General features: G+C 61.0%; 11 protein-coding genes. 6 read left to right on the forward strand and 5 right to left on the reverse strand.

The features are described 5' to 3' along the window. Positions 1-259 precede the first annotated feature (259 nt). Together cas2 and EK16_RS00835 are read right to left on the reverse strand one after the other, a co-directional pair. Entirely contained in the window at positions 260-556 is a 297-nt protein-coding gene (gene cas2 / locus EK16_RS00830; RefSeq protein ID WP_038033708.1) for a CRISPR-associated endonuclease Cas2, read from the reverse strand. 17 nt (positions 557-573) lie between these two features. Continuing rightward, positions 574-2,352 carry a CRISPR-associated endonuclease Cas4/Cas1 gene (locus tag EK16_RS00835; RefSeq protein WP_038033710.1) on the reverse strand — a complete coding sequence of 593 codons (1,779 nt, stop codon included), beginning with the start codon at positions 2,350-2,352 and terminating at the stop codon, positions 574-576. 462 nt (positions 2,353-2,814) lie between these two features. On the opposite strand from EK16_RS00835, the gene EK16_RS12090 reads away from it, so the two are divergent. The 5 genes from EK16_RS12090 to csb2 all read left to right on the forward strand — a co-directional run bounded on the left by EK16_RS12090 (position 2,815) and on the right by csb2 (position 10,169). Next, the gene (locus EK16_RS12090) at positions 2,815-3,015 is read left to right on the forward strand and encodes a hypothetical protein (protein WP_156098408.1); all 201 of its coding nucleotides are present in this window, start codon (positions 2,815-2,817) and stop codon (positions 3,013-3,015) included. An 88-nt stretch (positions 3,016-3,103) separates the two neighbouring features. Further along, positions 3,104-5,878: a type I-G CRISPR-associated helicase/endonuclease Cas3g gene (cas3u, locus tag EK16_RS00840; RefSeq protein WP_197059560.1), complete on the forward strand. Its 2,775-nt coding sequence runs from the start codon at positions 3,104-3,106 to the stop codon at positions 5,876-5,878. Continuing rightward, the gene (gene cas8c, locus EK16_RS00845) at positions 5,871-6,767 is read left to right on the forward strand and encodes a type I-G CRISPR-associated protein Cas8g2 (RefSeq protein WP_038033713.1); all 897 of its coding nucleotides are present in this window, start codon (positions 5,871-5,873) and stop codon (positions 6,765-6,767) included. The genes cas3u and cas8c overlap by 8 nt, the downstream gene beginning before the upstream one ends. Further along, a complete protein-coding gene (cas7u, locus tag EK16_RS00850; protein WP_038033715.1) occupies positions 6,764-7,837 on the forward strand; it encodes a type I-G CRISPR-associated RAMP protein Csb1/Cas7g in 1,074 nt (357 codons plus the stop codon). The genes cas8c and cas7u overlap by 4 nt, the downstream gene beginning before the upstream one ends. A gap of 4 nt (positions 7,838-7,841) precedes the next feature. Then, positions 7,842-10,169 (forward strand): type I-G CRISPR-associated protein Csb2, encoded by a 2,328-nt coding sequence (gene csb2, locus EK16_RS00855; RefSeq protein ID WP_038033717.1) that lies wholly within the window; start codon positions 7,842-7,844, stop codon positions 10,167-10,169. 255 nt (positions 10,170-10,424) lie between these two features. Here csb2 and EK16_RS00860 read toward each other — a convergent pair whose 3' ends face one another. Both EK16_RS00860 and metA read right to left on the reverse strand, forming a co-directional pair. After that, the gene (locus EK16_RS00860; protein ID WP_038033719.1) at positions 10,425-10,952 is read right to left on the reverse strand and encodes a SixA phosphatase family protein; all 528 of its coding nucleotides are present in this window, start codon (positions 10,950-10,952) and stop codon (positions 10,425-10,427) included. A 1-nt stretch (position 10,953) separates the two neighbouring features. Continuing rightward, complete coding sequence (gene metA / locus EK16_RS00865) at positions 10,954-11,949, reverse strand: homoserine O-acetyltransferase MetA (protein ID WP_081910123.1); 996 nt, start codon at positions 11,947-11,949, stop codon at positions 10,954-10,956. Between the two features lie 482 nt (positions 11,950-12,431). Here metA and EK16_RS00870 point away from each other — a divergent pair, with 482 nt between their 5' ends. Continuing rightward, complete coding sequence (locus EK16_RS00870) at positions 12,432-13,157, forward strand: helix-turn-helix transcriptional regulator (protein WP_038033721.1); 726 nt, start codon at positions 12,432-12,434, stop codon at positions 13,155-13,157. Positions 13,158-13,351: 194 nt separating this feature from the next. Here the strand turns inward: EK16_RS00870 and EK16_RS12625 are convergent. Beyond that, positions 13,352-13,648, reverse strand: a 297-nt coding sequence (locus tag EK16_RS12625) for a transposase (protein WP_038033723.1), incomplete at its 5' end; no start/stop codon positions are given.

The following is a 13,648-nucleotide window of genomic DNA, read 5'->3' on the forward strand; positions in this document are numbered from 1 at the left end:
AGCTTCAATGAGGCCGCGGCAAGTAAAGCCGCGGATCAGCCCGGCTGCACCCCCTTGCGAACGCAGGCATTTTTTCAGAAAAAACGAACGCTCGCTCTCTCCAGATATGCAGCCGAATAGTGTTCATGTTTTATTCCATACCACGATTTCAAAAAGCCGTCAAGGATCAACTGCTTCCGCCGTTGCGAGCCCTCTGCGCTCTTCTTCGCGCATCCCAGCGCTCGCCAAGCACGCGGCAGTTTTTCCTTTCTTTTTCAATTTAAATGATATGCGGTTTTCGTTCCAGCTTCTGAAAGGTTTTCCCCAGACTCTCCACCTTGAGCTCCACCTTGTCCGCCGGCCCCAGATCCAGAATCAGCACATGATCGTCTCCATGATGAATGGCCTGCTCCAGTTTCATGGCCATCTCCACCCGCCTTCGCGGCGTCAGCCGGCATTGAAACACCGAAAGCTGCAACCAGGCGCCATATCCTTTCATAATGTTGAAAACCCGCTGCCAGCGCCGCCTGTCAGAAATATCATAGGCCACGACATAAAGCCGCTCATTCAGCGCCATGCGCCATCCCCCCTTTCCTAACGCGGGCAATAATGCGGATATTCGCGGATCTCGCCATCGAGATAGCGCGAAAGCAGCCGCATCTGCACATCAATCAGCCGCCGCATGCTCACCTGATAGCCGAAGACCGGATGCGTGGTTTCCTGCTCCAGCCGCCGCTCAAAGGCGGCCAGAAAGGCCTTCTTCCCCCGCGTCTTCAGCGCACAGGCCGGCCCGTTCCATATGAAATCACCGGGACGCACCTCGCAATTGTTTATGGCCATGAGCACCACAGAATCCGCCACAACCGGCCGATAGGGCTCCATCATGTCCAGCGCCAGCGCCGGCCGCCCCGGGCGCACCGTGTGATAAAACCCGTTCCAGGCATCAAAGCCCACCTTGAGCAAGGCAGAAGTGAACAGCCGCACAAGAATGGCATAGCCGAAAGAGAGCAGCGCATTCACCGGATCCGTGGGCGGCCGCCGGTTGCGCGTGGCAAAGGAAAAGGTAAAGCCCTCCGCCGCTTCCAGCGCCAGCATCTTCTCGAAATGCCGGAAATAAAGCGCCGCCGCCTCCCCCTCCAGCCCCAGAAGCTCCTGCATGGAACGCGCATGCCGCGCCCGCTCGTATAGCCGCTTCAGACGCTGCAGGGTCTCTTCCTTTTCCGCCGTGCCCCGTTCCCGCCGCCAGTTACGCCGCAGAATCGTGCGCTGATTGCGGATCTTGGCCTCCACGATCCCGCGCGCCAGCCGCAGCTTGCGCTTGTCGTCAAACAACGCCCGATATTGCGCCTCGCGCACATATGCCGGCCGCGCCCCCTCTCCCGTCGCCAGCCCCAGAAACCAGCCGCCGCTGGAAAACCAGGCAACGGAGATATCCTCGCGAAACAGCGCGGTCAGCGCCGGCGTGCTGATATGAACCGGGCCATAGACCGACACATCGGAAACAGCGGCCAGCGGCACCTCCACCTTCTCCTCATCATCCGGCAGGGTGATGACAAGCCGCGCGCCCTTCTTGCCGATGCGACTGCCCAGCGTCACCACATGCAGGGGCATGGCCGCATCCGCCGCCGGATTGAACGGCCGCGGCGGATCATGGCGCTTGAACCAGCCCACCTCATCCGGCAGGCAAATTCCCGCCAGCGCACAACGCACGCATTTCGGCGAATTCTCCAGGGGCGGCGGCCGTCGCCGTGCCATGGCCGCCAGCCGCAGGTCGGACGCCGCCTGCAGCGCCTCCGCCCGCAGCTCTTCATCCAGTACCACCTTCACCCGCTCGCGCGAGCCGGCAAACCAGATGACGCCTTCCGGCACCTCATAACCATTGTCCTCCAGGATCATGGCCTGAAGCGCCACCTGCACCCTTTCTGGCTGATAGGCGCCCTTGGCCACATGCGGCCGCTTGCCTTTCTTGATCTCCACCGGAATTGCGCATTTCCCGTCCGCCTCCACCATGTCGATCTTGGCAATCAGCCCCAGCCGGTCGGAGGAAAGGGTCACAGCCCGCACCTTGCGCGCCAGATCCTTTTCGGAATCGGCATCGGAATCGTCATGCGCAGCCTCTTCAGCGGCCGTGCCCGCTTCATCCACCTCTTCCGCTGCCGGCAGGCTGCCGCCGCCCGCATCCGCCCGCATATGCGCCCGCTTGCCGGCAGACGTATCGGCCGTCTCCGCCCATTCGCCCTCCACCCACATGAGGTACGCAAGCCTCGGGCAATAGATCCACTCGTTCACCATCCGTACCGGCACGAGCGGCTGATCCTCCGCCCGCGGCGGAGCCGGCAGGGGCAGGCGCAACTGCGAATCCCGGCGCGGCATGATCTTTTTCCAGCGGGAAGAATTTGAACTGGAATCGATTAAACCACGCGTTGCACTTGCTGAAAAGTCCCGGTCGAGGCTTACAAATGAGCGCGCCGCCCGCTTTTACGGGCGACGCACCACAATGAGGCCGCGACTACCCGCCGCGGAGGGGGATTGGGCATGGTTCCATAACCCATAATCCGCTTAGTCTTCAATGAGGCATCTTTGCCAAAGACTGCTATCAGATAGAGAGCTTTCAAGTTTATGTCAACTCGTTTCCTAAGTGGATTTTTGTCATGGAAAATTGAAATTATTGACTGACTCCGCTGTACGGTTTATAAAAAACCCGTCACGGCTGCCACCGTGACGGGTTGTAACTAGAGGCCGCACAAGCAGCCTCCCGGATGCATTTTTATGTTAGCGCAGGCAACACACGCTAGCAAGCTGCTTGTCGTGGCCTCCAAATATGGAGGTCAGAATATGTACGAAGAACGCTTTTTGCGTCAGCTTCTTTCCCTCGAAAACAGCGATCCTCAATTTTATGAGCCGCACATTCGCACCTTGCGAAAGATTATAATGGATTATCAAAAACATGCACCAAGAGGGGGTAACCGCTCATCCCAAGAGTGGCTAGAAACTTCTGCAAAAATAATCCCCTTCTTTCCCCAGGAAGACACGTGACTGGTGCAAAAGCTGTGGAAAAATTACCAGCGCAGTTGACGTATCGTCATGTTGGAAACATGATGAGAACAAAAGGGGGATGGGTGGCATGAACGGCCCGGACTTGAGAACATCTTTCGGCGCGCTGATCACGCCGCCTAAGAGCAAACCACAGTGGGAGCCACTAGCCTGGCAATGGGCGCTGCTCAATGACTGGCTGCTGAAAGGCGCCCTGCCCGATGCGGTGGATATTCCCACCGGCCTGGGCAAGACGGCGGTCATGGCCCTGTGGCTTTTGGCGCTGGCGGCCCAGATCCATGAAACAGGCACACCGAAACTGCCGCGGCGGCTCATCTATGTGGTGGATCGCCGCGCCGTGGTGGATCAGGCCACCACGGAAGCGGAAAAGCTGCGGGAAAACCTGGCCACGGCGCCCGAGCTCGCCTGGATGCGCGATGCCTTCGGGCTGGTGGAGGGCGAAAAGTTGCCCGTCTCCACCCTGCGTGGCCAGCTGGCGGATAACCGGGAATGGCTGGCTGATCCGGCCCGTCCCGCCATTATCGTCGGCACCGTGGACATGATCGGCTCGCGCCTGCTGTTCTCCGGCTATGGCGTCAGCCGCCGCATGCGCCCCTATCACGCCGGGCTGCTGGGCGTGGATACGCTGGTGCTGCTCGATGAGGCCCATCTCGTACCGGCCTTTCAGCGGCTGCTGGAAGCCATCGATCCGGAACAGAAAGGCTCTGCCAGCCCATGGCACACAGGCACGCTCTGGCCAGAAACCACCGTCATCAGGCCTTTGCGTGTTCTGCCCCTTTCGGCCACACAACGTGATGGAGGCCCGAGCGACAGGAAAACCATTTTCACGCTCACAAGCGAGACACGCACTGACGCCATCACGCAGCAACGCCTTCAGGCGCGCAAGGCGCTGGAGTTGCGCGCCTTCGAGCCGGGCAAAAAGGAAGACGACGCGCTGGCCGAAGCACTGATGCAGGCCGCGCAGGAGCTGCTGGAAAACGAGGACGGGGGCCTGAAACCCCGCCACCTGCTCATCTACTGCGACAAGCGCAAGGTGGCGGAAAAGCTCCACGACGAGCTGCATAAAGAGTGGGTCAGGAAAAGCAAGCTGCTGGAAAAAGACAGACTTGAACTCTTCACCGGCGCCCGCCGCGTGTTCGAACGCACCAAAGCAGCAGCGAACCTCAAAGACCTCGGCTTCATCGCCGGAAAGGAAGCGCCGGAACCTGAAAAGCCCGCCATTCTCATCGCCACCTCGGCGGCGGAAGTGGGCGTGGATCTGGATGCCGATGACCTCATTTGCGACCTCGTGCCGCTGGAGCGCATGATCCAGCGCTTCGGCCGCGTCAACCGCCGCGGTGAACAGGACGATACTCGCATCATCGTCTTGCATCCCGATCCCTTGCCGAAAAAGGCCCGCCATGCCGAACAGCTGCCCGCCGCGCTGGAAGCCTTGCGCAAGCTGAACGGCGATGCCTCGCCCCAAGCCCTGCGCGACTTTGCCACGCAAGAGCGGGAACTGGTCAGACAGGCCAGCACGCCCGAGCCGCTGCATCCGCCGTTCCCCCTTGCCGTGGTGGAATCCTGGGCGCTCACCAACATCACGGAACACCCCGGCCGGCCGGACATCCAGCCCTGGCTGCGCGGCTGGGTGGAGGATGATCAGCCACAGGCAGAAATCCTCTGGCGCGCATTCCTGCCCTGGCCGGAGGGAGACGCGCCAAAAGAAAAGGAGGTCAACGCCTTCTTCGCCAGCGCCCGACCGCACCTGCTGGAAGTGCTGGAAACAGATGTTGACTCCATTGCCAAAATGCTCGTTACGCGAGCGAAAAAATGGAGTGGTGAAGGACTGGGAATCCTTCTGCTCAACCGCCGGAATGAGCTGGAGAAATACCTGTCCATGGAAGAGCTGAAGGCCATGAAGCCCGCTGACCTGAAAGAGCTGATCGCCTTCAGAAGGGTGGTGGCACCGGCGGCGCTGGGCGGACTGAGTGAAAGTGGCTTGCTAGCATCGAATGCGGCCAACCCCGTCAAGGCGCTCGATACGATTGAAGAAGAAACATGGCAACAGGCGGTGGGCTTTCGCGTGCGCAAGGAAAGTGTCGACAAAGTGTCGGGCAATGACTGGCGCATCGATTATCGTTTCAATCCCAAGCCTGATTCCGATGAGGAAGAAGGCGGCGAGAAGATCATCGTCGAGGTCTGGCGCGGCGGTGGCGAAGCGCCGCTGCTGGGCGATCCGGCCATCACCCGCATGAAACAGAAGTTGCGCGATCATCTGAACGACGTCGCGCAAAAGGCAGAGGAGCTGGCCGACAAGCTGAACCTGCCGGACAACATGCGCGAGGCGCTCATCCTCTCAGCCCGCCTGCATGACCTCGGCAAGGCGCATCGCATTTGGCAGAAGGCCATGAATGGCAATCTGGAGGATCCCCTGGCCAAAAGCACTGGCGGCAATACGCGTATGCTCGCCGGTTTCCGGCACGAATTTGCCTCCATTCTGGACGTCACCCTGCCGGAAAATATCAAGCGCTTCACTTCAGGCGTTCATAACGAGCTCGCCAGCGAACTTCGGGAACAATTGAACAAACATACGGAAGAAGAGCGCAACCTTATCCTGCATCTCGTGGCGGCGCATCATGGCTTCGCCCGCCCGCTCATGCCGGACATCGACAACACCCTGCCCCCTTCCGCCGTCAAGCCGCACGTGCAGGCCATCGCCCTGCGCTTCGCCATGCTGCAGAAGCGTTTCGGCCCCTGGGGGCTTGCCTGGCTGGAAACCCTGCTGCGCGCAGCGGATCAGCGTGCCTCCGCCTGTCTCGACGCCTCCAATGCTCCCGAAACGAAGGAGGCAAGCCATGGCTGAAGCGCGCATTCCCGTGGATCTGTTCAACCCCGGCCAGGTCTTCGCCTGCCTTGGGCTCATGGAAGCCGCCGACATTCTTCTGGGCGACGCCACCGGCGCCTTTGACTGGCGCGATGAAAGCGCCCCTGCCTTCATCCTCCGCACCGCCGGCGCAGATGACCCATTGCATACGGTCATCGATTTTCTGCTCACCGCACAGGTGGACGCGCTCAGTCCTGTTAACTCAAAAAATCGCACCGAGAAATGGGATGTACCTACGGCAACACTGCCAAATACTGCGCCCCTCCCTGCGCCCGATCCCAAAAGTCCAGCCACGTTGCCTGCACGCCTCTTTACGGAATCGCACACGATCATTCTCGATTACTGGATGGACGGGGAGGAACATACCGGCCGTGATAACGCCAAGTTCTGGGCCGGTTCGGGCGGCTATCCCGGCGCAGCTCTATTGCGTGATGCCATTGCCTTGATGCAGGCCGAACCGCAGCGAGTGAAAGGCGAGCTCCTTGATTTCGCCGTCCCCCAAAGCAGCAGCTTCCGGCTGGACTGGCGGCGCGATTACATTCCGCTGGATACCGGCTTTTCCCTCAACGAACACAATCACATCACCACCGTTGGCTATCCGCTGGTGGAGGTGCTGGCCGCCATCGGGCTCACGCATGCCCGCCCGCAGCGCCTGCATGACAAACTGCACTATCGCTATGCCGCGCTGGGCCTGCCAGACCTGCCGAATGGCGAAACGGTGCTTCATCCGCCCATGTTCCTGCGCGCCGCGCTGGGCTGTGCTGAACTGCCCTTTCCCATGCGGATTTTCCAGATGCAGCTCAACTGGCCCGGACAGGCCGGACAGGCCCGCGCCATTACCCATGTTTACGAGGAGACAACACTATGAGCACGCTTGACGAACTTGCCAACAGAATGCTCAGCACCGGCCCCGATGCCCCGGTGGCGCTCACCCGCCGCATCCGGCTGGAGTCGGTGGAAGGAGAAGATGCCGTCATCTTTCCGCCCACCTATGCCAACATCGGTTATAACATCGACACCCTGGCCGACGGCACCAAGGTGGCCCTCATCGATTCCGTGGGCTCTCAGGCCAACCGCATGGAGCCGATTTTCAAGGATTCGCCTTACGCCGATCTCGTGCCGCAAATCACCATCAAGGCCGGCAACAACAAGGAAATCTCCATCTTCGAGGTGGGCCACCGCGTGGCCGACGCGCTGGTGCGCAGCGCCGCACTGGAAGGCGCTGAAGAAAGTCTGGCGGAAAAGGTCAGCCATGCCTTCGAGGAACTTGCGCGCGGCAATGCACTGGAAATGGCAAAACTCGCGCCCACCTCTCTTGTTTTCGGCGTGTGGGATTCCCGTGGTGAGGGCATGAAGGTGCCGCGCCTGATCAACTCCGTCATCCGCGCTTACGACGTCTCGCAACTACATCGCTCGGCCACCTACATTCCGCCCTTGATGCCGGAAGATTATGCCGAAATTGCCGGCTTCAAGAAGGAGGAGCTGGAAAAGGCCGAGGGTGATCCAAAGAACCCCATGGCCAAGGCCGGCTTCGTGCATGTGCCAAGCGTAAACGATCCCGGCGGTATCATCGCCAAAGGCGGCATCGATCGCAATGTCACCATCAACCTCGTTGCCTTGCGCAAACTCGAAGCTGGGGCCGAAACGGAGACGCTGCAACGCTACATTCTGGGGCTCACGCTCGTCGCCGCCACCTATCCGCAGGATGGCTTCCTGCGCCAGGGATGCCTGCTGGTGGAAAAGCCGGAGGAATCGACGCCATGGCAGGTAATGCATCGCGATGGCCGGCACGAGGAAATCTCTCTTTCGCATGACGATGCCCTCGCATTCGCCCGGGAGGCCTCACAAGCCTTTGGCGTCGGCCCCTCGCTGAAGGCCCGTTTCGATGCCAAGTTGGCGAAAGAGGTTCTAGCCGCGGCGAAAAAGCAGAAGGATTGAGACGATGACGGCGCAGGCGCCCCATCTCGCCATACATGTGCACCTGCTGGAAGAGCGCTGGCATGGTCTGCCCGATTGGCCGCCGGCCCCTTTCCGCCTGTTCCAAGCGCTTCTCGCCGCTGCCGCACAAGGCGAGCAGGTCACAGAAGAAGATGCCGAAGCCCTGCGCTGGCTGGAGGCCCAGCCCGCACCGCTCATCCTCGCGCCTCTTTCCATCCCCGGCACGCATTACACCACTTTCGTGCCGAACAACGATCTCGACGCCGTCGGCGGGGATCCAGACAAGATGGAAAAAATCCGCGTCGGCAAGGATATCCGCCCCCGCCTCTTCACCCGTCTGCCCTCCTTTACCTATGTCTGGCGCAATGCTGCCGAGATCATCCAAGCGGAAACCTTGCAGACGCTGCAGGCAATCGTCCATCGCCTCTATCAGTTCGGCCGCGGTGTGGACATGGCCTTCGCCCGTATCGAACGGCTGGATGATGCCCGGTTGGAAGACCTCGCCGAACAGCCCGACACCCTGCGCTATGAGCCGCAGAAGGCCGGTCATGAAAACCTCCTGCCCGTGCCCGAGCCCGGCTCGCTGGAAAGCCTGCTGGAACGCTTTCGCGCCAACCGCCAGCGCCTGCAGGCCGAACAACGGGGCCGCAAGAGGGTCGTGTGGCATTTCCGCCAGCCGCCCAAACCCCGCGCCCGCAGCGTCTGCTATGCCTGTCCGCCACACATGCGCGTCTTCGACCTGCGCGCTGCCGAGGATGAGGCCGCCTTCGCCCCCTGGCCGCGCACCGGCGTTGCATACCTCATCAAAAATCTGCGCGATGCCGCCGCCGCCCGCCTGAAAGCCGCCCTGCCACAGGAGCGTCACGCGGAGATCGAGCGCTATCTCATCGGCCGCAACGCCGGCAAGCACGACAAGAACCGCCGCATCCGCATCATCCCCTTGCCCTCCATCGGCCATGCCCACGCCGGCGGCAACATCCGCCGCCTTCTCGTGGAAGTGCCACAGGGCTGCCCGCTTATGCCCGATGATGTCTTCTGGGCCTTCGAGGGCACAAGCCCGGAAGAAAACATCGATTGGGAAACCGGAGAGATCTATGGTGTGGCCAAAAGCCGCCTGATTGCTGCCGCCGACGCCGCCTTCGCCGCCCGGCATTATCGCATTGGTCACCTCGGCAAATTGCCGCGAGAACTGCGCTGGCGCACAATCACCCCCGCCGCCCTGCCCGCCCATCGCGGCGGCCGCACCGGAACCGCCCGCCTCTCCCGTGAAGCGCGCGCCATTCACGCTGTCAAACAGGCCCTGCGCCACGCCGGCATTTCCGCTAAGCCTTTGCGCATTCACGTACAGCGCGAACCCTTCAACCGCAATGCCGCCCGCGCCGATCGCTATGCGCCGCAGTCGGATCCCGACCTTAAAGAACGCTTTTCGGCAAACCGCCTCTGGCATGCCGAGATCATCTTCGATCGCCCCTTGGCGGGCCCGCTCATCATCGGCGATGGCCGCTATCTCGGCCTCGGCCTCATGGCGCCGGTGCCCACCTATGCCCGCACCGAACAGGGCGAGGCACGCGAAGCATTCCTCTTTCATTTGCCCGGCGATGGCCTGCCGTCTGAGAAGATGGAGCCTTTGCTGAAAGCCTTGCGCGCCGCCCTCATGCGCCTGGATGCCGAAACGCATGATCGCCAACAGGCCTGCCGTCTTTTCAGTGGCCATGAACCGACATCAAGCAAACCGGCCCGGCGCGGCGCCCATCAGCATGTCTTCCTCGCCGCACCGCCCCAGGAAGACGGCCGCATCCGTGTGATTTTCGTCATTCCGCCCTGGCTGGCCGACAATCACCCGGACAATGCCGCCCTTGCCAGAAAGGAAAACCTGCACTTCGCCGAGATCACAAGCCGCCTGCGTGTGCTCTTCGGGCCTGACCTACCGCGCACGCCGCTTCTCGCCGCGCCCCCCGCGGATGCGGCCCGACATTCGCTTTTCGCGCCGGCCCGCATTTGGCGGAGCGCAACTGCCGTCATCACCACCCGCCACTATCGCGCCAGCCGCGACGGCAGCCCCGAACACTTCCTTGCCGAGGACATCCGCCGCGAGCTTGTCCGCCGTCACCTGCCCCGTGGCGCGTTCAGAAAAGGCCAGACACCCCTGCCCGACATCGAAATCACAGACGCCGCCATCACTACCGACTCCCGCGTGCGCGGCCACGCCCGCATCATCTTTCATCGGCCCGTGCCCGGCCCCTTCCTGCTGGGCTGGCAGAGCCACAAAGGCGCCGGTGTGTTTCATGGCATCTCTGACCAAGGGACGCGTGGGACTTTGAAATCCGAGTGAATGGCCATCAAAACCGTCCCACGTTCCTGCCCAAGCATCTCATGAAGGAAAAAATCTGATGGCCAAGCGGAGACGGGGGCTGCAGAAGCTGGTGAAAATGCGCCGAAAACGGATACGCGATTGAACATATAAATCATGTCACAAAATGGCTTTGGGATCACTCTGCACATATCAGCGCAACGTCCATGGATGGGGCGTGACCAACACAATGCTTCAAGTCACGGATTGGGCGCCCGTTTATCTTTCTTTGGCGCTTCAGGGCGTCAGGGCCTTCGGGCGCATGAAATGAACGAGCCGGCCTGGCGTGGTCTCATCCAGCGCCTGCCAGTCATCAATTGGCAGGTCGATAACCGCCACGGCCGCTGTCGGAAATTTCTTGCGCAACCGTTTCAGCGCCGCTTCCTCTCCTGTGCGGGCCAGCGCCACGGCCAGATCATGCAGCGCCTCGTTGTGTCCGACGATCATCAGGGTATGCGCATCGCCCCCTTTCTCACGGATCACCTCAATGAGCGGCCGATGATCATCGAAGACATAAAGCCGCTCATCCGTCTGAGCCGGCACATCTTCGCCCAGCGCATCACGCGCGCCCGTCCAGGTCTGCACCGCCCTCTGCGCCGGTGAGAGCAACACCTTATCCGGCACAATGCCCATGCGCTTGAGCCACATGCCCATTCTCGGTGCATCGCGCATTCCGCGCGGCGCCAGCGGACGCGCCCTGTCGGCCCGCCAGGGATCGCTCCAGTCCGACTTGGCATGACGAAAAAGCACAAGCCGTCTTGTCATCTCATGCCTTGTCAGCGTCCGCCGCCTGCGCGGCCTGCTCCCGCGTCATGCCGCTGCCCGGACGCGCATTGGTGATAATGCCGATCTTGTCGATCTCAAACGGCGTCGTCTGATACATCTCGTTGATCCAGTTGCCGAAAAGCAGATGCGCATGCGAACGCCACCGGTTTTCCGGCGTGGCGTGCGGATCGTCATTGGGAAAGTAGTTGGCCGGGATCTGGATATCGATCCCCCGCTCCACATCCCGCCAGTATTCTTCCGCCAGGGAGGTGGTGTCATATTCAATATGGTTGAACATATAGAGCATGCGCTTGTCCTGATCCTCGATCAGGCACAGGCCGGTCTCATCACTCTCCATGAGGATCTCCAGCCCCGCATCGTCCGGCAGGTCCATCGGGCGCACCTCCGTCCACCGCGAGACGGGGATGGAAAAATCATCGGAAAAGCCGCGCAAATAGGGCGAGGCGGGCTTCAAATTGCGATGCCGGAACACGCCAAAGGCCTTGCGCGGCAGGGCATGCTTGGGCACGCCATAGAAATGATGCAGCGCCGCCTGCGCCCCCCAGCAGATGCACATGGTGGTGTGCACATGGCTTTGCGTCCAGTCGAAGACCTCGCGCAGCTCCTCCCAGTAGTCCACTTCCTCGAAAGGCAAAAGCTCCACCGGCGCACCGGTCACGATCAGCCCGTCGAACTTCTCGCCCGATTCCTTCACATCCCGGAACGTGCGATAGAAAGCGGCCAGATGCGAAGCCGGCGTATTGCGCGACTTGTGCTCCGTCATGCGGATGAGCGTCATCTCCACCTGAAGGGGCGTGGCCCCGATCAGCCGGGCAAACTGCGTCTCGGTGCGGATCTTGTTGGGCATGAGGTTGAGCAGGGCAATGCGCATCGGCCGGATGTCCTGGCGGATGGCATCCGTCTCCTTCAGCACCATCACCCCCTCCTGAACGAGGGTCTTGCGTGCCGGCAGATCGTCCGGGATCTTGATGGGCATGGCCCCTATCCTCACAACCTCGCTTCTCTCACTGTGGACCGCCAGCGTACATACGTGCTTCGAGATGATGGAGCGGCCCGCAGCTCATGTTAAGAACGCTCAGGCATCTTTCTGGCACACCCTGTTTTAGGAAGCCTCCCCCCTCACTGCAAGAACGCACGCCTTGCCCAAAATCTGCGCACAGCCCAACACACGCACATGGCGCGAATCATGCAAATGTGCTAACCACGCGTGCGAAGCATGCGCGAGGGATTCGCTAAAGGCGCCGCGCACCCGGGCACATGTGGCCGAAAGGACGCACACTGCCGTGCATGATCGGCCCAGGCGGTGAAACAGGCATGGATATTGCACATTCACCCATGCTGGCACGGCCGCTGTCTCCGTTTGTGCCAGAGGGCCATGCCGGAATGCGAATTTGGATTTGGCCGTTTGAGACACAGGCGCTTGTCTCCCGGCGCATTTGACGGGAAAATACGGGTCGGATGAAGCTGAAACCGTTCGACATATTCGAGGAAGTGCGCACGCCCTTCGCGTCGCTGGAAGAGGCGCATGACTATATGGCCGATCTCAGGCGACGCTTCGGGGTGGCCAATGTCTCCTACTGGAAGCTGGGGCGCGGCGGCACCAGCGGTCGCGCAGGCTGGATATCGACCTATGATGAGGAATGGATGCGCCGCTATCGCATGAGCGGCTATTTCACGGTCGATCCCGTTTTCAAGCACGCTTTCTCGCGCATGCTGCCGCTGGACTGGGACGAGGTGAATTCCACCACGCCCAAGGCCCGCGAAATTTGCACCGGTGCCGAACGCTTCGGCATCATCCCGCGCGGCATGTCCTTTCCCATTGTCGATCCCGATGGGGCCCGTGCGCTTTTCTCCATCAACGTCGATATGGACGAGAAGGACTGGAAAGGCGTGCGCGGCGAACTCGCCCAGCTGTTTCACCTCATCGCCCATTATTTCCATCTGCGCATTGGCGAGACCTTCCACACCGGCATGACCGACAATGACGGCCTGGAACTGAGCATGCGCGAAAAGCAGGTTCTGCTTCTGGCCGCGGAAGGCAAGACAGCGGGCGAAACCGCCAAGGAGCTCAAGCTTTCCGAATCCGCCGTGCGCCTTTATACATCAAACGCCTTGCAGAAGCTCGGCGCCACCAACAAGACCCAGGCCGTTGCCATCGCCTTCCGCAAGGGCCTGCTGGATTGAGGGGATTCAGTTCCGCCGCACCCCGCCGCGGGGGGACATCTACGGCATTCACACAAATGATTCGTGTTTAAAAGGCCAATAATTTCAAATGGTTATGAATCATGAAATGCGATAACGCCACACTACATCACACACCAAAAGGCCACCATCTTCCTCGTCACCCCGGCGAAAGCCCACTGGTGTCCAAGGAAAGTTCAGCATGGGAGGAGCTCCTCGAAAAGGGGCAGGGAAGTGGTGGGGTGGGGTGTGGCGCGTGGCGGTTTTGGCGGCGGGGGAAAAAAGGGTGCGGCCACGAGCACGCGGATGTCCTTGAGCCTCATTGCACCACTTGCGGTATCTGCTTTCGTGACCAGGCGGTGATATTCACGCAGCAGAAGCCAGGCGATCACCGCCACCCACAGTTGTACAAGAATGGCGTTGCGGCTTTCGCCCATGAAACGCTTGACCTTCAGATTTTGCTTCAACCACTTGAACACCACCTCGATGCGCCA

This window comes from Thermopetrobacter sp. TC1 (assembly GCF_000746275.1).
In the GTDB taxonomy this organism is placed as follows: Bacteria; Pseudomonadota; Alphaproteobacteria; order Rhizobiales; family Aestuariivirgaceae; genus Thermopetrobacter.